This is a genomic window from uncultured Gimesia sp. (assembly GCF_963976445.1).
GTDB lineage: Bacteria > Planctomycetota > Planctomycetia > Planctomycetales > Planctomycetaceae > Gimesia.
This window is the reverse complement of sequence record NZ_CAXBKP010000012.1, coordinates 134,118-154,632: the sequence shown is the minus strand read 5'-3', so window position 1 is coordinate 154,632 and position 20,515 is coordinate 134,118. Positions and strand designations below refer to the sequence as shown.

The 20,515-nt window shown below is 47.7% G+C and carries 18 protein-coding genes; 1 reads left to right on the top strand and 17 read right to left on the bottom strand.

The annotated features are described in order from the left end of the window. Positions 1-18: 18 nt before the first annotated feature. The 4 genes from AAC022_RS15100 to AAC022_RS15085 all read right to left on the bottom strand — a co-directional run bounded on the left by AAC022_RS15100 (position 19) and on the right by AAC022_RS15085 (position 6,126). Positions 19-1,602 (bottom strand): hypothetical protein, encoded by a 1,584-nt coding sequence (locus AAC022_RS15100; protein WP_339732209.1) that lies wholly within the window; start codon positions 1,600-1,602, stop codon positions 19-21. A 133-nt stretch (positions 1,603-1,735) separates the two neighbouring features. After that, positions 1,736-3,964, bottom strand: a complete 2,229-nt coding sequence (locus AAC022_RS15095) for an acetylxylan esterase (RefSeq protein ID WP_339732207.1) — start codon at positions 3,962-3,964, stop codon at positions 1,736-1,738. 276 nt (positions 3,965-4,240) lie between these two features. Next, positions 4,241-5,089 carry a DUF1583 domain-containing protein gene (locus tag AAC022_RS15090; protein ID WP_339732206.1) on the bottom strand — a complete coding sequence of 283 codons (849 nt, stop codon included), beginning with the start codon at positions 5,087-5,089 and terminating at the stop codon, positions 4,241-4,243. Positions 5,090-5,097: 8 nt separating this feature from the next. Then, entirely contained in the window at positions 5,098-6,126 is a 1,029-nt protein-coding gene (locus AAC022_RS15085) for a DUF1559 domain-containing protein (protein ID WP_339732204.1), read from the bottom strand. A 738-nt stretch (positions 6,127-6,864) separates the two neighbouring features. Here AAC022_RS15085 and lexA point away from each other — a divergent pair. Next, positions 6,865-7,467: a transcriptional repressor LexA gene (gene lexA / locus AAC022_RS15080; protein ID WP_145175801.1), complete on the top strand. Its 603-nt coding sequence runs from the start codon at positions 6,865-6,867 to the stop codon at positions 7,465-7,467. Positions 7,468-7,634: 167 nt separating this feature from the next. On the opposite strand, the gene AAC022_RS15075 is transcribed toward lexA, so the two are convergent. The 13 genes from AAC022_RS15075 to AAC022_RS15015 form a co-directional block, all read right to left on the bottom strand. Beyond that, positions 7,635-9,029, bottom strand: a complete 1,395-nt coding sequence (locus AAC022_RS15075; protein ID WP_339732201.1) for a sigma-54 dependent transcriptional regulator — start codon at positions 9,027-9,029, stop codon at positions 7,635-7,637. Positions 9,030-9,419: 390 nt separating this feature from the next. Beyond that, complete coding sequence (locus AAC022_RS15070; RefSeq protein ID WP_339732199.1) at positions 9,420-10,991, bottom strand: HAMP domain-containing sensor histidine kinase; 1,572 nt, start codon at positions 10,989-10,991, stop codon at positions 9,420-9,422. Positions 10,992-11,140: 149 nt separating this feature from the next. After that, a complete protein-coding gene (locus AAC022_RS15065; RefSeq protein ID WP_339732198.1) occupies positions 11,141-12,481 on the bottom strand; it encodes a PP2C family serine/threonine-protein phosphatase in 1,341 nt (446 codons plus the stop codon). Positions 12,482-12,703: 222 nt separating this feature from the next. Next, positions 12,704-13,780 carry a flagellar biosynthesis protein FlhB gene (gene flhB / locus AAC022_RS15060; RefSeq protein WP_339732197.1) on the bottom strand — a complete coding sequence of 359 codons (1,077 nt, stop codon included), beginning with the start codon at positions 13,778-13,780 and terminating at the stop codon, positions 12,704-12,706. A gap of 28 nt (positions 13,781-13,808) precedes the next feature. Further along, positions 13,809-14,798, bottom strand: a complete 990-nt coding sequence (locus tag AAC022_RS15055; RefSeq protein WP_339732196.1) for a flagellar biosynthetic protein FliR — start codon at positions 14,796-14,798, stop codon at positions 13,809-13,811. Between the two features lie 39 nt (positions 14,799-14,837). Continuing rightward, positions 14,838-15,104: a flagellar biosynthesis protein FliQ gene (gene fliQ, locus AAC022_RS15050; RefSeq protein WP_339732194.1), complete on the bottom strand. Its 267-nt coding sequence runs from the start codon at positions 15,102-15,104 to the stop codon at positions 14,838-14,840. Between the two features lie 51 nt (positions 15,105-15,155). Beyond that, entirely contained in the window at positions 15,156-16,121 is a 966-nt protein-coding gene (gene fliP, locus AAC022_RS15045) for a flagellar type III secretion system pore protein FliP (RefSeq protein ID WP_339732192.1), read from the bottom strand. Further along, positions 16,114-16,890: a flagellar biosynthetic protein FliO gene (locus AAC022_RS15040; RefSeq protein ID WP_339732190.1), complete on the bottom strand. Its 777-nt coding sequence runs from the start codon at positions 16,888-16,890 to the stop codon at positions 16,114-16,116. Before AAC022_RS15040 ends, fliP begins: the two co-directional genes overlap by 8 nt. Positions 16,891-17,084: 194 nt before the next feature. After that, positions 17,085-17,801: a flagellar motor switch protein FliN gene (gene fliN, locus AAC022_RS15035; protein WP_339732188.1), complete on the bottom strand. Its 717-nt coding sequence runs from the start codon at positions 17,799-17,801 to the stop codon at positions 17,085-17,087. Between the two features lie 28 nt (positions 17,802-17,829). Then, positions 17,830-18,378, bottom strand: a complete 549-nt coding sequence (locus tag AAC022_RS15030; RefSeq protein ID WP_339732187.1) for a flagellar basal body-associated FliL family protein — start codon at positions 18,376-18,378, stop codon at positions 17,830-17,832. A 160-nt stretch (positions 18,379-18,538) separates the two neighbouring features. Next, complete coding sequence (locus AAC022_RS15025) at positions 18,539-19,267, bottom strand: OmpA family protein (protein WP_339732186.1); 729 nt, start codon at positions 19,265-19,267, stop codon at positions 18,539-18,541. 102 nt (positions 19,268-19,369) lie between these two features. After that, positions 19,370-20,149 (bottom strand): motility protein A, encoded by a 780-nt coding sequence (locus tag AAC022_RS15020; protein ID WP_339732184.1) that lies wholly within the window; start codon positions 20,147-20,149, stop codon positions 19,370-19,372. Positions 20,150-20,267: 118 nt separating this feature from the next. Continuing rightward, complete coding sequence (locus tag AAC022_RS15015) at positions 20,268-20,462, bottom strand: flagellar FlbD family protein (RefSeq protein ID WP_145308543.1); 195 nt, start codon at positions 20,460-20,462, stop codon at positions 20,268-20,270. Positions 20,463-20,515 lie beyond the last annotated feature (53 nt).

Sequence of the window (20,515 nt, the reverse complement as noted above, 5' to 3'; positions counted from 1 at the left end):
GCTCGATTTGAGATTACACTAACTCTTTGTCTGATTCATACGTGCTTCAATCGCTTTTACGGTCGCAGCAGCTTGAAGCTGAAAACTTCTCTTATCGGTTGTCAGCTTGATTTCCTCAATTTTCTGCAGGGTTTTCTCAGTCCCAATCTCTTTGAGAACGCGAAACACACCGACCATAACGATAAAGTTTGACGGATCCAGTTGTTCCAGCACAGCATCTTCTGCCCCGCTGCCATATGCAATCAGTTGCTTGGATGCAAAATGTGCCTTATGCGGGTCTTGCATTAATTTTGCAATAGTGGCAATACCTTCGGGAGTCTGGTGTTTCAGGATGGCATCAATCAGATGATTCAGTCCCAGAACATTAATTTCTGGTAGCAACTTTATCATTGCAGGTACATCATCTTTCGTGGACCAGACCACCAACGCCTCGGAAGCATCAATCGTAATCGTGATGTCTTTGCTCTTTAAGAGCTGAATTAAGATTTGGGAGACTTCCCGGTTGTCCTGCTTTGGTTTTGCCTGGCTTAATTTTTTAAGTGCCGCCTTTCGCTTGAATATATTGCTCGTTGCCAGATCAGTTAAAATCTCCTTCAGATCGGCATCAATATTTTCCGGGACCTCAAATTTGGACGCTTCCTCACGTTTTTTCATTAGTGCCAGATGTTTCTTATGCAATTCGTCCTGATCCGCTCTTAACTTGGCCAACGCTTCTTCAGAGAGCTGCTTTGAAGAAATCGTGATCGGAATTTTGTGAACACTGGTTTCCGTTCGTCGGAACATCTTGTAATTCAATAACAGGCTTTTAACGCCCCCCTGTTTTTTGTTAAATTCGATCGTGCCTGTTCCTGACAGTTCGATTTCCGGTTCGCCATCCACGGTTGACACCGTGCGATAAGAATGAGTCACCGCGATCGTCACATCATCCCCTTTTTCGCCGGTGATCTTATATTTGGTTATCTGTTTTGCTCCCATCGTTTTTTCAACATTCGAATCTCGAAACGGCAGAGGAATTCGGTCCGTTGAAATAATCGAAACACTCGTTTTTTCACTTTCTGACCATTCGGAATCCCCATCCGGAGAAAGAGGAATCAGATTAATTTGCGAGAGCTGCCCAATCAGATAAGGTAACAGCGAAGAACCTTTCACGGTATCAATTTCGCCATAACGATTCAGCTCTAAGATATGAGGCTCAAAGGCGCCCCGCATACTATGCGTCAGACCGGCAAAGGGACTTCGGTGCTGATGGATGCGAATCGGAGGCATCAACAGATGGTGGTTTTTACTTTTTGTGACAGAATTCAATTTGCCGGTACACCGGACTGCAAAACTGTCTGCATCCGATTTGATCACTCGATACTGCGTCACACCAGTGAGGAGTTCAGAATGATTCTCCATTGTGACATCGATTTTTACTTGATACGCATACTGCTGTCCCTGCTCCCAGCCATACTTCAACTGCACGCGTTCTGCTGCAAAAACAGAAACGGGGATGGTCAACATCAGCAACGCCAAGAGCATTCCTGCCACAGACCGGTTTGCCTGTCGATGATTCTGAAAAGAGAAACAAGACCACGCACGCAATCGAATACCTGAATTCATAGAAAGACTCCCCGGAAACGCATTTTTATTTTGTAGAGGCGATCAATACGATCAGTCAACGAACTCACAGTAGTATAAGTACTCAAATGTGGATTGCATTAACTTTTTTTGACTTTTGAATTTTTGAAATCGCTTAACCTTTTAATAACCAATCAACGGCTGCATTTTTCCTGTTGGCCGATTCATGAAACATCTCTACTTTGTTTAAGAGACCAGCAGAATTATAAGTCGCCTGCACCAGTTTCGGGACTGCCGCCGAACTGCCCGCCATCCAGAGCGCAGCCGGCTCACACAGTGATAACAGTCCCGTCACATCACCGTATTTCACGGCACCGGGCCATAATCGAAGGTCTCGGATGTTTGTGATTTCGGCAAATCGGAAACCGCCGGTATCGACAGCCAGCCGACTGACCAGTTCAGGCGAATGCGCACAAGCGGCAGCCGCCCGGACTCCAGAAAAGCCAAACCCAGCCAGGCTGATCGACTGAGGGTTACTTTCATGATGCTTGGAAAAGGAAAGCACGTTTAAAATATCGTGCACCTGTTTTGAAAATACCGGGTGATTGTATCCCAATGTATAACCGGCGAATTCACGAGGATTCTTAACGATGGGCATTTCCGTCGGCGCAGGTTGCTGCTGATTAAAATCACCCTGGTACAACACATCAAGCCCGGCTACTGCCGTTCCAGAATCAATCAATCTCTGAATAGGAGCCGTCAGAGAGCCATCCTGATTCAGTAATCCTGCCTTACCTTGATCATCCAACCAAATTACGAGTTTTTGATTCCACTGATTTGGCAGCAAGAATAAAGTCGGAGTTGCTTCCCCATAACGTTTATTTTTAATCAATGAGTAATACTGGCGAAAGCCCTGCTTTTCTTCTTCTGAAATTTGCTCCGATTTCAGATCGTCTGCTTCGGGCAAAGGACGTCCCACCATGACATCGAAAGCGCCTCCGACAACACGCCGATATTCGGCAAGACTTTTCTGATCATGCGGAGTGAGCGCCTGAATCTGTTTGGCATTATTGCTAGCTAGAGTGTGCAAAATTTTGATCTCTGATTGCTCATCGCTCGGATGCCCTGGATACTTTTGATTCCAGACGGACAACTCTTCGCGCGTCAACGGCTCAAAATCGGCTTCAATAATCGGCGTTTTGATTCCCAGATTGAAATGTTGATTGAAAAATTCATACATCAGCGCACGGCTGACATAATTATAATTATGCGGAAAGGGATAATATTTCCCGACCACATTGTCAGGAACCCCCATCATATTGAAGTGCTGCTTGAGCTCAGGCAGTCCCTTGGTCTCGATCTCCTTCGTCCAATCATCGGCGGCAGTCATTCCCAAAGGACGAGGAGCCAGTAAGGCAGCAAACTCGATGTTCCCGGTATCAACCCGCAAGTAGGTCGCGTTTTCACACGTGCAGCCCCCCTGCATCGCCGTTGAAACCATTACCGCGGGAAACGCGGCAGTAATCCGATTATCAATGGCCGCCAGAATGAAAGTCTGTGTCCCACCACCACTGGCACCGGTAATCCCAATCCGCTTCGGATCGACTTCAGATAACGAACTCACCCAATCCAGCGCGCGTATCGAATTCAAAGTCTGTAAACCGAGCGCATTGATCAGATGCAATTCCGATTGCGCACTGAATAGTCCCCAGTTCTTCTCACTCGACATCTCTGGTCGCTGTTTCGCAAAACGGTGAATCAAATCGTAACTCAGACAGAATCCGTCTGCATAACCCAGCATGTCATAATGGAAGACCATGCATCCCATCCGAGCCAGCTGCACACAACGGGCCTGCAAGGGATACCGGCCTCCGAGTTCATACTTTTCGGCTCCTGCTTTGATATCTTCCTGAACGCGTTTTTCTCCACTATCGTAAAAACGGCCGTCCGCAAAGTGACCGTGTGGAGACAGAACCATCGGAAACGGTCCCGGCTTCCCTTTGGGCCGATATAAATTACCGGTGACATACAATCCGGGAGAACTTTCAAAGAAGACTTTCTCAACCGTGTAATCATCTCGGTCTACTTTACCGTGCACGGTTGCCTTAATTTCGGAGTTCTCTGGTTCCGGCCAGACACCAGCGGCCACCTTAATTTGTCGTCGAACATACTCCGCCCGTTTTTCCCACGCTTCCGGTGATGCGCTCGGCGTGAACGGGAAGTAGCCATTCAGATCTTTCAATTCGCCCAGTCGACGGTCACTGAATTCCGGAATCTGGTCAGCAGCGAAGACATTCCCAGCGCGAGACGCGCCATGGAAAACGCCTGCTGACAAAAATGCCAACCCAATATTTTGCAAAGCTGACCTGCGATCCATTGAGAATTGGTCATCATTCTGAAACATCGTTTCCCCGCTTTCTCGAAAGTTTCTCTATGACAGAAAATCTAGAACGCACCCCATTTAATAATCGCGTCTTTCACTCTGTGATACTCGCCCCGAATGGGCTTACAGACGCGACAGGAAACCGGGACACAGGCTAGCCGGAAATCCAAGCTGAATACGCTCTATCCAGTCTAACCAGAATCCCTTCACAGGTGCCAGTCCGAGCCCATTTTTTTCAATGCCGCGTACTGTTAATAATTCAAGAGAAAATAGAACAGGCCATCGCTGACAAACGATCTAAGCCCGCTTCTTCACCCAGACAGCGACTCCCAAAACGAGCAGCAAGCCGATTCCCGCCAACAGACTCCAGTACAGGGAAATCGACTCTGGCTGAGGTGCAGGTTGATAATGGGGGACATGCTGGCGTTCCCCTTTAGCCAGAGAATCAGGATGATTTGGAAAAGACGCCGCTTTAATAAACAGGTCTTTCCACAAGACCTGCACAGGAGTTTTGACATCGCTTTGTTGCGCCCCCAGACGCAGCAGGTCAACGTCGGCAGTTCCCAGTTCGACTTCTCGTAATTCACGGAAGGTGCCGTCGGGCCCATCCATGACAGAATACTTCAGCAGGCTTCCTTCGCGGACCAGTTTTAACTTTCCGGAATTCGTTTTGGCATCGAACAGTTTCACGTCATGCTTCCGTTTGGAATCCTCTGTCGTGGACAAGGTCGCGTTGAAAACATGCTTCTGTTTCGGACGCAGTAATCGTCCAATGCTGACCGCCGATTCTTTCTCATCATGCATTTTCAAGTACAGACCTGGCCCCATCCCGTAGCCTGCTTCAGGATTTTTCCAGGCAGGTACTTCATAAGAGGCGATGATTTCAAAATCACCCTGAATCTGAAAACGGAGACTGACTCCAACCGCAGTCAGCTTATATCCCGCCGGCAGGTTGAATAATAAACCATCGGACTGCGGTTCTAATAACCTGACTGTTCCCCTACCCAGAGGTACCAACAATTCATTGTCAAACTGCTCACCCAAAAAGCTGAAATAAATCTCGCGATCTGAGGACTCTGCTGCCAGCGGTAACACGAATCTTGTCGCCACCCATAGCACAAATGCCCAACGGAGTCCGGACTTCATTATCAGCTTCATAGCCCCACCCCCGCAGTCTGCTCTCCACCTGCAATGCTGCCTAAGGACCGCCAGACTTCCGCATTGATATTTTCATTGACAAACCGGACCGCACCATCTCCCAGCAACACATTGACACCATTCGTGTGCCAACTGGAGGGATTCAGAATCACACCATCCCAGGTAAAACCATTTTTGCAGTTAATCCGGTTAGGCGTCCTCACATGATTATATCGAGTCCAGTTCATATTACCTGCCAACCAGGTTTGCCCCGACTCAACATCATACTGATAAGCGCCCGCCGTCTGGGGCGTCAAACTGCCACAGGCATCTGAGAATTGGCTTTCCGTCCAAACCCCCTGCAGATTATAGAGATCCGACAAGGGATCAATCAGAGTATCATCCCAGGTCCCTTTAGAGTGTTCGCTGAACATGGCCGTATTGGAGAGACCATCTTTCACATCCCCCAGCCGAACGCTGCTGTTCTGGCCGAACATGCCGTTTCCTGCGCGGCCAGACCAGGAACTTCCATTACAGGAACGGTAGTTATTTGGTCCCCAGCGACTTTTCAGCCGATCCAGATTACTGGGACAGAGAAACACACTTAACCTTGTCTCTGCAGCCGGGCCGTTAATCACTTCATTGAACCGTTTTGCCAGTTCTTCCTGTTTATCATTGGCCGCATTCACAAAAGGATGAAAAGGAGCGACGTTAAAATTGAGTCGGTTGTAGACTACGGCTTGATCGAGGTACGGCAGCAGCATGGTATGAGCCGAATACCTCCGGTCATTGAGTGTCCCTAAGGAAGAAATGGGACCATCATAATCAGTACCAACACCAAACGGCAGAACGTGATGCGAGCCATGATAAGCATGAACTGCAAGACCAATCTGCTTCAGATGATTGGCACACTGCATTTTTCGGGCTGCTTCCCGCCCCCTTTGCACTGCAGGCACTAATAACGCCACCAGTAGTCCGATAAGCGTCAAAGTGACCAGCAATTCGATGAGAGTAAACCCGCGCTGCAAACAGGTCTTGGGGTTCATCTTTTCGCCCACCTTCTTTGAGTTCCCTCTTATTGGAGTGCCAAATCTAATTCTCTGATATTTCAGATCGCTTGTTTCTTCTCTAGAATTAAAATAAGCTATTATCTAGACATACATTAACCATACAAATTCTCTACATATCTCTGATTTTGTCTAATTTAATTATTAAATTCCCAATTTTCTGTGTTAAGAATGGTCTCTCACTATACAACCTACTAGTGAGACAAGCATATTGTGCAGGCTTTCAGAGATAAACGCGTATCTTGTAGAATGAGCCTCTCTCGATTTGTCAATTTTTTAAAGAGCGCTTTTAATATCAGGTAACTCACCTACAGTAGTGTGAGCAACCCTCAATGAACATTCTGCCAATTATTCAAAAAAACATCTTTTTTCTTATAACATAGATTATTAGCCATAAATATCAATATTTTAATAACTTACATCAATCAAACTAGACCATCATATTCACCGGGACTTGTAAATGGCAATTGGAATTCAATGTTTTTTGATTGTCATACTTGCCCTGTAGACGACAGTATACTAGAATAAAGGGCATATGCGATGCTCAGGATTTCCAGTGCTTATCACACATATGAAACACCCTCTTTTTTCCTGATACCGCATATTGTTTTTTAAATCCCAATTCGCGTTTGTTTTGGGTAATACGTTTATGGATTCCTGTATGTTTCAGGAATCAATGATTAGTTCACTCTACTTTAAGAAACGGGGTACTTTGTTATGGCAGGCACCAAAGCAAACCTTACACAACGACAACAAGAGATTTATGATTTCCTGAAAGACAAAATTATTAACCGGGGATATGGACCAACTGTCCGTGAAATCGGTGCGAATTTTGGTATCCGCTCTCCCAATGGCGTGATGTGCCACCTGAAGGCTCTGGAAAAGAAAGGGCTGATTACTCGTGAATCTCACATGTCACGGGCAATCCAACTCTGTGACCATTCACAGAAGCGAACACGTCTTCCATTAGCTGGACAGATTGCCGCTGGCAGTCCCGTTCTTGCAGTGCAGGATGATGAGCACATCGATTTCGGACCTTTGTTCGATCCAGATGACCAGTTCTGCTTGAAAGTCAAAGGTGTCTCCATGATCGAAGATCAGATCGCGGATGGAGACTATGTCGTTGTTCACAAGCAAAACACATGCAAAGAAGGCGATATTGTTGTCGCTTTAGTGGATGGCCAGGAAGCAACACTGAAACGCTACTACTCTGAAGGCGATCGAATTCGTCTTGAGCCAGCGAACTCCAGTATGCAACCAATTTATTCCAAAAACGTTGATATCCTTGGAGTTGTGACTGGGGTCATTCGAAAATACTAAAAGAAACCCACAATGTCACCTGCGATTTTTAAATAGCAGGTGACAGCCATTTGAAAAATGCGGTCATCAACTCAATGTGAGTGACCCGTCATTTTTCGAAGTGCTTTCAAAAAATGCTCTGGTATTTTGCCAGAGCATTTTTTTTGAATCCAAAGCTATCAAACTGCCTAGCCAGCGGCTCGGGTCTGATACTGATTCAACTTGTTATAGAGCGTCTTCAAAGCAATTCCCAACTCGGCCGCACATTTAGGTTTATCACCATCATGCTTGTCGAGCACATGATAAATCACTTCCATTTCAATATCCCGCAAGGTTTTACCTTCGGTTCCTTCCGTCCAGTTCACTGTTGCTGAGGAAGAAATCGGAATCGAAGATTGACGGGTTAAATTGGCCGGTAAATCTGCTGGCATGATCTGCGAACCATCCCACAGAATTATTGCGTGCTCTAACGCATTTGCTAATTCCCGAACATTCCCCTTCCAGTCATAAGACTGCAGAAGCTCAACCGTTTCCGGTGCGAGAATATCCTGGGGGATCGAATCTTTTTTCAGGTGCCGCTTCAATAACACACGGGAAATCTCGGGAATATCCCCTTTCCGATCCCGCAAAGCAGGAAGATTGATCTCAAATGTATTCACACGAAAATAGAGGTCTTCACGAAACGTGCCTTCATTAACCATGTCCTGCAAATCCCGGTTGGTAGCACAGACAATGCGAACGTCAACATGAAACGTTTCGCTGTCACCCACTCGCCGCACTTCACCCGATTCAAGAAAACGCAGCAGCTTGACCTGCATGGTTTTATCTAATTCACCTAGTTCGTCCAGAAAGAGCGTACCGCCATTGGCTATTTCAATCAGCCCCTTGCGAGGCGTATCTGCTCCAGTGAATGCACCTTTACGATGCCCGAACAGTTCGCTCTCAACCAGATTTTCAGGCAACGCACCACAGTTAACAGGTACAAAAGGCATCGAAGCACGCATGCTCAAATCATGCACACGTCGCGCAACAAGCTCCTTACCCGTTCCGGTTTCTCCCAGAATCAAAGCGGTAGAATCGGTCGGAGCAATTTTCTCGATGAGGTTTTTCACCCGCAACATGGGGGGCGTTTCACCAATAATCTGACAAGGACCTTCCACACTCTTCAGCCGCGATTCAAGTGCGTAATTTTTGTTCTGCAGGGAACGTTTATCCGCCACCTTCTGAAGAACCGTTGCGATATCAATCAGCTTGCAAGGCTTGGGCAGAAAGTCGTAAGCACCCCGGCGAATCGCCTGGATCGCTTCATCAATACTGCCATGACCAGTACTAATGATAACTTCTGTCTCTGGTGAAACCTTATTAATATGATCAACCACATCCCAGCCACTAAGTCCGGGCATCCGCAAATCCACAATCGCAGCGTCAAATGTGATCTTATCCAACGCAGTCAAAGCCGACTGACCATCTTCACAAATGGTAACATCATGTCCCATTCGTGGCAGCTCAATTCGCATCACTTCTCGAATGGCTGATTCGTCGTCGACAAACAAGACTCGTAATTTATTGACCGAATTACTCAAGTTGTGCTCCTTCTTCCCGCTTTGGCATCCTGCCAAAGAGAAAGCCATTTAACAAATTTCATAACCGAATGGTATTCAGGAAGGATAAGGGAAAGGTTCTGAAGAAAATCTGTTCGAATCTGTCGAACTCATCGTATTCTCCAGCATCAAAATTCAATTGCGTCGCCCCGGAACCGGGACTCTATCCAAGACCTTTCTCTGCACAATACGCGAAACGTAAGGAAGGGGGATCTTCGAGGCAATCTGCTGAACAGAGAACATCCATTTTCTCCTGCATCGTTAACTTTATGTGAATCATTCGTGGGGAGAGACAATTGATATCAGATTTTTAAAATCGTGGCAATCGGAGAATCGCAGCAAAGTCGGTTTCTAATAATTTTACTTAACTTTTTATGCAGCTTTGCTTTGCGCCTTTGCTTTTTTGGGCAGTTCCACAAAAATAGTACTCCCCTTCCCTGGCCCTTCACTCTCCACTTCGATCTCACCACCATGATCTTTAATGATCCGGTGAGTAATCGACATCCCCAAACCGGTGCCTGTGCCGTCAGCGCGTTGGGTAAAGAAAGGGTCAAATAACCCTTCCCTCACATCCTGAGTCATCCCGCATCCGTCATCTTTGAAAATCAGGGTCACCGAATCAACGTTTTCACGCACCTGGATTTCCAGATCCCCTCCCACTTCCATCGATTCCAGCGCGTTGGTCATGACATTTAGCACGACCTGCTTAATTTCGGCAGGATTACATTCAGCATAGCAAGGCTCCTTTGTTTCAACATGAATATTCCGCCCTTTGAGACGTTTGATCAGGCTAACCATTGAGCAAACTTCCTCAATCACGCCTGACAGGTCATTCATACTCCGCACGGAATTCTGTCCTCGTGAAAAATCAAGTAACTTTGATGTAATCTCCCTGCAACGCATTGCTTCTCGCTGAATTAAGCCAAGATATTGCTCAAACACCTGAACCTCAGACTCCTCGCAATGCGGCTTGAGATCCAGCATCCGCCCCTGCAGCGACTCGGATGCCATGGAAATCGCAGATAACGGGTTATTGATTTCATGCGCCACTCCCGCTGCCAGAACCCCGATTCCCGCCAGTCGTTCGGATCGAACCAGTTGCTTACTACGTTCGTCGACCTTGTGATTTAATTCGTCCCGCTTTTCCTTGAACCGCATCGTCATCTGGTTAAACGCTTCCGCCAACTCGGCCATCTCATCATTCGACTGAATCTTAAATTGATGATCAAAATGCCCCTGGGCCACGATCCGGGCCCCTTCATGTAAATCCTGAATCGGAGTGAGAACCGTTCGATGCCCGTACCAGATCAGACAACCAAAGGCGATAAACGCAACCAGACAAGTGATCCAGACCAGATTCGAGCGGGAACGGTAAACTTTCGATGCCCGGTCGAGTACTGCTTTGGTACTGGAGGGAACATCACGGATCTCCAGCATCAGCGTTTCCAGGCGTGCCACTTCCAGTATCATCAGCTCAGCCACCTTGTGACGCTCCTGGGGATTCGGATTCTCCAGATTTACCTGCATCAGCGACAGATTGTTCAGCGTTGACTGGCTTGCGCTATGCTCACTGAGTTGCGACTTCACAAACCCCTTCCAAGTCCCTAAAGCCGGGTCCGGCAACCGATCCACCTTTTGGAGAAACCCCTGGATTTCAGTATAAACTTCCTGAAGCCGCTCTTGAAACTTCTGCTGATAATGGGCGCTCGCCGCAGAATCGGGCCGCGCGTTCCGGATCTTCTGAAGGGGATCATTGAGAGCGGCCACCGAAACAATCACCCGATCGCGGTCAGGCAAATCATTCAGTGAATAATTAAAATCCTGGACAGTCGCATCATAAGACTGCAACCCGGAAACGGCTCCGTATGCCAGCAGAATCAACATGCAGAAGATGATTCCCAGCCCCAGACCTAATTTCCGCCTGATTGTTTGAGTAAAGAACACACCGACCTCCGTGTCACAAGTGCTTCAGAGTCACTGATATAAGAGCCAAATCATACAGGAAAGCGAACGGAAATCCAATGTTAAATTAGAAACTTCTACCAGGATCCGACAGGTCATCTAGCCTCAGCTCTGGCCTATTTTTTTTTGCGTCAATCTTCCGAGGAACCCGTTGGAGGCCCTTTTTTCCAACGGGCCTGATGGACCATCTCTTTTCGGTACGAATGCAAACCGGTCATCAAAATATCAATCGCCCGGGAAAAATCCCGAAACGCATTTAGATACTTTTTCTTCTCCAGCTCCTCTTTGGCTTCGTAGTAAATCTTATTATGAGCCGACCATTCGATGGTCCACTCTTCTTCCATCGCGGCCCGCTGCAACTCGGACTCCATCGTCGTCAGATACTGCAGGAAATCTGTGTTAAACTTCAGGCGTTCCGAACGGTAAGGCTTCCATTCGACCGTTTTATTGGTATCCAGGTACTCCTCACGGCTACTGGACTCGCGTTGTGCAAACACTTTTCGTACCAACAGCATCACCAAAAGAGACATGCCACCGAACGTCAGAAATTCCCCTCGGTCAAATTGGGTTAAGATCCACATTAGAATCCCAGTCGCGACCATGAGCGAAGCGCCCCAGACTCCCGCCAGCCATACCCATTCTCCATACCCCTTGTCGAGATCCAGTTCCGGCTCTCGTTCAGGAGGACGCTCTTGTGGAAGATTTCCATCAGGTAGTTCCCCGACTCGCACTACGACCACCGAGATATTATCTGAGCCGCCTCTCAAATTGGCCAGATTAATCATCAATCGACAGGCATCGCTGGGGTCGAGATACTTGGCGATCATTCCGATTTCTTCATCCTTCAGATGACTGGTCAATCCATCACTGCATAAGATATAGCAGTCACCTGCCATCACCGGGTAAGGACCCTCAATATCGACCTTCACAACTGGCTCAGGACCTAAAGAACGGGTAATCACATTCCGAGGTTCATTCAGATAAACCTCTTCGGGTCTCATGCGCCCCTGACGGATGAGCTCCCACTGCAAGCTGTGGTCAAATGTCAGTTGATCAATGCGGTTTTCACGTACCCGGTAGACACGACTGTCCCCGACATGACCAATCACAGCCCCTTCTGAACAAAGACATAGTGAGCTGCAGGTCGTCCCCATACGCAGAAATTCGCGATTGGCCATCCCCCGCTCATTAATCGCCTGATTGGCAACTTCGATCGCCGTCTTCAATGATTTCGCGACAGGCCCGGGTTTATTTTTAAAGAACGTATGTGGCACCGTCTCCGAGGCCATTTTACTTGCCAGTTCACCAACGGCGTGCCCCCCCATCCCATCGGCAACGAGGAAGAAGTGCCCATGATCCCGCCAACTTTCCTGGTCTTTACAAATGCGGACAGAGATGGAATCTTCATTATTCCTCCGCCGAAAGCCAACATCACTCTGCGATGCGAACTGAACGGGATGTTCCCAACGCATGGATTCCCCTTAAACAAGCCTGAAATTCGCGATTTCGATCACCTGATCGCTCTACATTGTATCTTGGTGAGAAACAGGATCAAACACCAGAGATCACTGCGAGAAAACTCGCTTTTGTTACTGAAACTTAGTGAATACAGGGAAATCCAGCTGCTCCGAAGCCCTTCGTTTCTGACTGTTATTTTGCTCAGTTTCTAAAGCTGGTAGAGTTTCAAACGACTCTTACGCATCCGGCATCGACTTTCCAGTCAAGTTATATACGTAAGCCATAATTTCCACGAACACTTCATATAATTCGAAGGGAATTTCCTGGCCCGTTTTCACATCCCGATACATCTGCCGCGCTAATGCTTTCCGTTCAACAATGGGAATGCCATGCTCGTTCGCAATCTTACGAATCTGAAACGCGATCTCACCTGCCCCTTTGGCTACGACAACTGGTGCGGGCATTGACTCCGGGTCGTATTTGATCGCAATCGAAATATGAGTTGGGTTGGTAATGACCACATCAGCAGATTCCACTTTTGAAAGTTCCTGGGACATCGCCAGCTTTCGATGCGCTTCGCGCCGTCTTTGACGAAGTAGCGGATCCCCTTCCATCGATTTCATTTCTTCGCGAATTTCCTGCTTGCTCATCATCAGATCTTTTTCATGCTTCCACTTCTGAAACGCAAAATCGATACATCCCAGCACAATCAATGCCAGTGCCAATAAAATCCCTAACTCGACTGTTGAATTGAAAATATCGCGCAGAATGGTCTCTGGAGATGCCCCCATCAATGCCAGAAAATTAGGAAAGACCAGATAACTGAACCAGGCGGCAATGAAAACCAGCAGGCTCAGTTTCCCGAGACTCACTGCCAGTTTCACGATACCACGGACTGAGATAATCCGCTTGGCCCCTTCAATGGGATTCAATCGTTCCCACTTAATTTGCAATACATCGGGAGAGATTAAAAAACCGACCTGGACAAGATTCAAGAGCACCGCCGAAATGAACAACATGACCATCATCATGACGGTTCCCTCCAGGAACAATTTGATAATGGCTTCGCAACGCTCGATCAACTTCACAGGCTCCATCTGCAGCCAGACCGGCGCTGTCAGTGTGAGTTCCATAAAGTTCTTCATTTCATTGCTGAGGCCGACCGCGAAAAAATAGAGTGCGCAGGCCGCTGCCAGCATCATACCAGCCGCATTTAAGTCGGTACTTTTCGCAATGTTCCCCTTCTCGCGGGCTTCATTGCGCCGGCGATCGGTGGGCTGTTCGGTTTTTTCTCCACTGTCATTATCTGCCATAGAACTCTGGTCTCAAACCGATTTCGATTTACATCACTGCACTACGGCTCAATTGGTCAATGGCCGACGGTATCGCATCCACCACAATGTCTGCTGCCCCCGATAAAGTGAACATCAACACCAGCAGGCTGATCATGGCCCGAATTGGAAATCCAATGACCAGCACATTAATCTGAGGAACCGTGTGCCCCAGATACCCCATTGCGATGGAAATCAACGCACTAATCGCCAACAACGGCGCAGCTACTTTAATGGATAACACCAACGACTGATGCATTAATGCCTGCAACAGATCGAGCGTATTCGTGGAAACGATCCCTTCCCCTACCGGAAAGATCTGAAACGTATCGATCAACGACGACAACAGCAATAAGTGCCCGTTCACTGGCTCCATCACTAGAAAAACCGTAATCCCGATAAAATACAGATACTGACCACTGAGGGACGCATTCATATCAAAACCGGGATTAAACACCTCACCTAAAGCCATCCCCGCCTGCTGATCTACCATCTGACCTGCCATCTGCAGACTTAACATTATGATGTAGACCCCCAACCCCAGCGCAAAACCTAACGAGAGTTCCCCCAGAATCGACCAGGCATAATCCAGCAATGAGACTGGCATGTTGACCACAAACTTGTAGTCATTCACCGTCAATTCCTGTGTTCCTTGACGCCCAGCACTGAGAACCAGCGCATCAAAGCGGTCCTGCAAATGTGTGGGAACTTCATCCTGACTGAGTCGCTGATCCTGATTGGCATCCAGTTCATAAAAACCAACCACCACCTGATCGTGCAACGTCGGAGTAATCAGTAATGCCAGGCAGAGAATTAATAAGACGCGGATATTCGTAGGAAAAATCGGCTGCCCGAATACCGGCCCAATAATCATCAGGCCACTGATGCGAACCAAGACTAACGTGAATGCATAAAACCGCAGCATGGCCCATTGCAGAATCTGCCCCGGAGCCAGCTGCAATAAAGGGTTCATAACGTATTGGTCGAGAAGTTCGCTCACGGGTTTCTCATGTTCTCTATTTCAGCGGCTTCCACAGAGTCAAATGCGGGAAGGAATATTCGTTATCAGATTTGTGCTGTATTCGACAAGCAATGCAGTGACCCAGGGCAACGTATAAAGAATCGCCAGAACCATCATAATAATTTTAGGGACAAAGCTGATCGTCTGATCCTGAATTTGAGTAACCGCCTGTCCGATACTGATAACCAAACCGACAACGACAGCAGTCAGCATGATCGGCCCGCTGACTTCCAGCATGATCAGTAAGCCTTCTCTCCCTAGATCCAGAACTGTTGCACTATCCATATCTGATACCTGTAATTAAGAATGATCCGGGCGCAATGCGTGCGCTCGAATTCAGCCGACGGTCCTGATGCTTTCCAGTAACATACCCACAGTCAACAACCAGCCATCGATCAACACAAACAATAAAATTTTGAAGGGTAATGAAATCAATACCGGGGGCAGCATCATCATCCCCATACTGATCAGAATCGAACTGATCACCATATCGATCACAATAAATGGTAGGTACAACTGAAAACCAATCAGAAACGCGGTTTTCACTTCGCTTAACATGTACGCCGGTAACAGCACTGTCAGTGGAACTTCATCGTAATCATTGGGTGCCTGGTAATCGGCTGCACCGGGAGAACCAGGCAGCGGTTGCTGATAGTCCAGAAACATCCACACCGTATCACTGTTCCCAGTGAGCTCAATCTGATCGCTCATAAACTTTCGAATCGGGGCCACGGTTTTTTGAAACGCCGCTTCTAACGTCACCGGTGCCTGTTCTGTCTGATGGGTATAAGGCACAATTCCTTCTTCATAACCTTTTTGCCAGATGGGAGACATCACCATAATGGTCAAGAACAGACTGAGTGACGTCAGTACCTGATTTGGAGGCAGTTGTTGCGTGCCTAATGCCTGCCGCAACAAACCAAAGACAATCACAAAACGAATAAAACTCGTCGTCATGATCAGGATCGAAGGTGCGAGACTCAAGATCGTCAATAACAGAAAGAGCTTTAATGTGGAGTTTAAGCCCTGAGGTGAGGTCATCTGCTCCACATTCAACATTTCCGGTACACCAGAATTACCATTTTCTGGCGCCAGTTGAGTGGGTTGCGACTGAGAGACCTGTGGATTCTGGTTAATCACACTTTGATTCGATAAAGCCTGATTTGTCGCGGGGGGCTGTGCTTGAACTGCTAGAGCTCCCATGGACATTGTAAGTAAACTCACAATGACCAGGAGCGTTTTCGTTCCCAAAAGAAAACGCTGACTCGCCGTCCGTTCTTGCTGCGCCCGCTGCTTAAGCATGTCCAGACTCCGCTTCATCATTCAGCGACTGTCGAGACGAATGCATTAATTTCTGCTGTAAGCGAGTGACAGCGGAATCATAATCTGCAAAATCTTCCTGCCCGGACTCACGAACGGGTTGGCTCGGTTTGCCATTATCTGTCTGAGAAAAAGCGCTTTCAGCCGGATTGCGAACGTTCTGTTCCGTCTTAGCTTGAGCTGACTGAAACAGATTTAAAAATTTGGAATTGGATCGTGCAGACTGAGCCCGATCTCGACACATGCCTGTGATCAGATCAACTTCAACTGGATCCAAAACTTCACTGAGCATTTCCATGCCAGCGGGAGAAGAACCTAAAATCAAAATCCGCGAACCACATCGCACAAAATGAATCGTCTGACGTGCGTCCAGAGGCTTCTTCCCCAAAACTTCAACCACTTCACGGGGCAGATTGGAAGAAGCCAGCGGGCTATGTTTTTTAAATAACTTCGCTGATACCAGAATAATCGAAATCACAACCAGCAAGGCCCCCAGGGTTCCCCAAATGGAAGGGGCGGATCTCTTGGCACCATTCTTCGCATTACTTTGACTGGCCTGCTTTGCTCGATCGAGGGGGGTTATCGGATTGGTAACAACGTTCCTTTTTCTATCCGTCGGAGAGTTGTGTTGTACCCCGTGTGTCGTCGCTGCTTCTGTACGTTGTACAAATTGATTGGAATGAGCCCCCCCAGCCTGTCCTTGCGCACCCTGCCGGGAACCACGTTGGGGCTGCTGAGCAAAGCCCGTCATTTCGTTCTTGCCCCCTCGTGAATGAGAGAAGCCTGAAGTTCGAAACGCAGGTTCCCCATCTGCAGACATCGCATTGGAAATGCAAGACAGACTACAAATCAGAATGAGGACAGAAAAATAAAGTAGACGAATCATTGAATCCTTTATGTCGCCAATCATTTTAGATACAGGAATTCCATTTTCCTGAACAGGATTTAAAGTTCCGGAGAAATAATCTCTGCCACTCGCACACAGAAATTATCATTCAGAACCAGAACTTCACCCCTCGCGATGATCCGACCATTCACCAGAATATCTACCGGATCACCTGCCAGTTTATCCAAAGGGACGACAACCCCTTCTTTCATTTTTAAGACTTCTTCAATCAGTAACTCTGTTCTTCCCAATTCAATACATAAATCCAGTTCCACATTTTGCAATGAAGACAGTGCCATTGCCTCTTCTGGATTACTGGCCATCGATTCAAAATCGGGAAACTCAAATGACTTCGTGCCCCCCAGGTCACCTGGAATACCACTGCCGGGCCCCAGATTGGGAGAAATCGCTGCTGCCAGATTCGCTTCCGCCTGATTCAGTAATGCTTCTGTCTCTGCATGCGAAGCAGATATGGGCATGCCAGACTGATCGCCCGCCGGTTCTGGTTCTGAGTGTTGATTGAACAGGTCGTCGATATCATCATTGTTGACCACGGGACTTGCTCCCGCGTCATCACTGCTCCCTCCGGGGTCCGCACCAGCACCTTGCAATAATTTTTCGATATCAGCAGGATCTAGAAGTTCTCCTGCCCCCGCTGCATCTTCATTCGCTGCTTCCTTCGCCGGGGGAGGATCTGCGGGCGCATCTCCGCCCTGAGCACTTAATAGTTTTTCTATTTCTGAGGGATCCAGAAGATCATCATTCTCATCAGCCACGGTTGTATCCTGTTATGCTATTCACACATCATTGCGTCAGGGTTCGATATTCACTGATCACGATTTCCACTACATAGCTTTTCTTGAGAACTTTATTGATGGCCTCTTTCATCATGCGTTTCATCGTACCTAACTGTGGATCATTCAAGTCGCTCAAGCTCGATTTTCGAACCACTTCGATCACAGCCTGCTTGACGCGTGCTTTATTTTGTTCCTTGACCATTGATTCGAAATCTGCTGCTGAGCCCTGCTCGACAAGCCCCACCAGATTGAACGTCACATGAATGGTTGCCCCCGGCTCAGCGATATTATTCGTAACACTGAAGTTATCTATGGAAACTTCCGATGTTGCGTTTTCGCTCTCTTGAGGGAATTCATTGGGAATTTCTTCTGGTTGACCCGATGGTGCCAGCAGCCAATAGGATATACCGATCTGGAGCACAATGACGATCAGTAACAGTCCTCCGACCTTCAATAGCTTGGCTTTTGAATGACCACCAGAGGTTTCCTTCTCTTCAGCAGCTGTTTCTGCGTCCGGATCGACACCCGCTTCATCTGTTTCGGTGTCTGTTGCCACGAGTCTCCTCCTTGAACTCTCCCACCCTGTTTTTGAAGAAAGACAAATCCCTTGTCTTTCTGACGTGCCGCCTAGAGCGGACATGTGGTTCAACAGGCACAGCGAAAAAACCGAGTGAATTAATCAATACGCTCGATCAGGCTTAATCGATCGTTTCTATTTAACGATCGCCTGTCTGTGGAGAGACTATATACGCATCAATCAAAAATACGTCAACCCGACGATTTAAGTATTGCTCGGCGGAGTTCCGAGTGATGGTCCGTGGCTCTGCATCACCCACTGAACTGACAATCAGTCTTTCGGGCTCAATCCCTTTGGATTCCAGATACTCGGCCACATTTTTGGCTCGATAAAAAGAGAGTTCTTGTGAGTTTCGGAACTTTGAGTCCTTTGGGAGAGGCTCAGGGGAGGCATGTCCACGCACAACCAGTCGGTTGGGGGTGGGGAGCAGAACTTCGGCAATAATATCCAATTTGGATTTAATTCCAGGCGTCAATTCTGCAGAAAACCGCTCAAAACTGGCAGCGCCTCCCAAAGTCACTTCGGTTCCCGTATTGATCCGCTCAACCGTTTTATTAGCGCCACCACCACCGGATGATTTCTCTTTTCCGGTTTTGGTCCCCCCATCTGAACTGGTCCCCTTCGAAGCCGGCTTGCTCTGATTACTGGTGGCATCCAAAGATTTTCCAGGAACGGCAGCGTTACCTTGATGTGTACCAAAACGCTCACGCAATGAGTCCAGCATGGCGCGCACGCTACCTTCATCGTTGCGGATTTCACTCATTGACACCAACATGATGAAGAATGTCAGTAAAAGAGACATCATATCACCATAGGTGACAACCCATTCAGGAACGCCTGGAGGTGGATCATCTTCCGGCATTGCCATCTGAGAAAACTCCTGTTAAATCATTCACACAATGAGCCCCCCCATTGAGCCGGTCATGGAATTGAAGTGATGAAAATAACTTCGTGAACTGCCAGAACAGCGTCAGGCTGCCTGATCGTCTTTCCCAACTCGCTGATCCAAAGGAAGAAAGGTATTTAGCTTCTGTTCTATAACCCGTGGGTTATCGCCTTCCTGGATCGCAATCAAACCTTTGACAATCACTTCACGAATCTGAAATTCCTGCTTGCTGTAATAAGCCAGCTTATCTGCAAACGGTAGAAAAAACAGGTTAGATACAATCGCTCCATACAAGGTCGTAATCAACGCAACTGCCATACCAGGGCCAATCGCTTCCGGATCGTCCATATTCCCCAACATGATGATCAACCCCATCAAGGTACCGATCATTCCAAAAGCAGGTGCATAACGACCTACCGTATCCATCAAGGATTTTCCATTCTTATGCCTACCCGCCACTGCTTCCATTTCCGTTCGCAGGATTTGCTCCATTAAGTCAACGTCTGTGCCATCGACGGCCATTTGTACGCCTAAGAGAATGAACGGATCCTGAATCTCCTCCGTTTTGGCTTCCAATGCTAAAATACCATCCCGTCTGGCGATTTCAGCAAATTCCACAATTTGTGAAATCACAGGTGCCATATCCTGTTGTTTGGGGAAGAAGACTTTCATCACAACCTTAGGAAACAACAGCATCGCTGCACCAGGGAAAGCGATAAAGCAGGCGGCAATCGCCCCTCCGATAACCACGGCAGCGGAAGGAATATCAATGAAGGCGGCGAAACTAGAACCTGGCGCAATGGCGATCGCCAGCAAAAGCAATGCGACTCCTGCGACTAGTCCACCGGCTGTTGCCTTATCCATTTCTGCAAACGTTCCTGATGAATGTTGACTGTTGGTTACACTTGAACCGCGAACCGCTTAACAGCCACTGACCCCAAAATCAAAATTTAAATTCTCTCGTTCGGCGGAAATCCGATTTTCAAAGACCAGGCACCAGACGAATCGCCCGCGAATAGGCAATCGAACGTTTGACGACCTCTTCCACACTCTCCTTGACGATCAAACGATCCTCTGAAGTGAGTGTAATAAAGGTATCTGGTCTGCTTTCAATACACTGTATCAATGCGGCATTAATGACAAACTCTTCACCATTCAGCCTGGTCAATTTGATCATGCTGCAATTCTCCCTGACACAGCAACATCATGAGTGTGACGACAAGAAATCTT

Excerpts from the sequence above, each read along its gene's own strand:
- AAC022_RS15100 (WP_339732209.1), bottom strand. The coding sequence starts at position 1,602 with ATGAATTCAGGTATTCGATTGCGTGCGTGGTCTTGTTTCTCTTTTCAG.
- AAC022_RS15095 (WP_339732207.1), bottom strand. The coding sequence starts at position 3,964 with ATGTTTCAGAATGATGACCAATTCTCAATGGATCGCAGGTCAGCTTTG.
- AAC022_RS15090 (WP_339732206.1), bottom strand. The coding sequence starts at position 5,089 with ATGAAGTCCGGACTCCGTTGGGCATTTGTGCTATGGGTGGCGACAAGA.
- AAC022_RS15085 (WP_339732204.1), bottom strand. The coding sequence starts at position 6,126 with ATGAACCCCAAGACCTGTTTGCAGCGCGGGTTTACTCTCATCGAATTG.
- lexA (WP_145175801.1), top strand. The coding sequence starts at position 6,865 with ATGGCAGGCACCAAAGCAAACCTTACACAACGACAACAAGAGATTTAT.
- AAC022_RS15065 (WP_339732198.1), bottom strand. The coding sequence starts at position 12,481 with ATGCGTTGGGAACATCCCGTTCAGTTCGCATCGCAGAGTGATGTTGGC.
- flhB (WP_339732197.1), bottom strand. The coding sequence starts at position 13,780 with ATGGCAGATAATGACAGTGGAGAAAAAACCGAACAGCCCACCGATCGC.
- fliQ (WP_339732194.1), bottom strand. The coding sequence starts at position 15,104 with ATGGATAGTGCAACAGTTCTGGATCTAGGGAGAGAAGGCTTACTGATC.
- fliP (WP_339732192.1), bottom strand. The coding sequence starts at position 16,121 with ATGCTTAAGCAGCGGGCGCAGCAAGAACGGACGGCGAGTCAGCGTTTT.
- AAC022_RS15040 (WP_339732190.1), bottom strand. The coding sequence starts at position 16,890 with ATGACGGGCTTTGCTCAGCAGCCCCAACGTGGTTCCCGGCAGGGTGCG.
- AAC022_RS15025 (WP_339732186.1), bottom strand. The coding sequence starts at position 19,267 with ATGGCAATGCCGGAAGATGATCCACCTCCAGGCGTTCCTGAATGGGTT.
- AAC022_RS15020 (WP_339732184.1), bottom strand. The coding sequence starts at position 20,149 with ATGGATAAGGCAACAGCCGGTGGACTAGTCGCAGGAGTCGCATTGCTT.
- AAC022_RS15015 (WP_145308543.1), bottom strand. The coding sequence starts at position 20,462 with ATGATCAAATTGACCAGGCTGAATGGTGAAGAGTTTGTCATTAATGCC.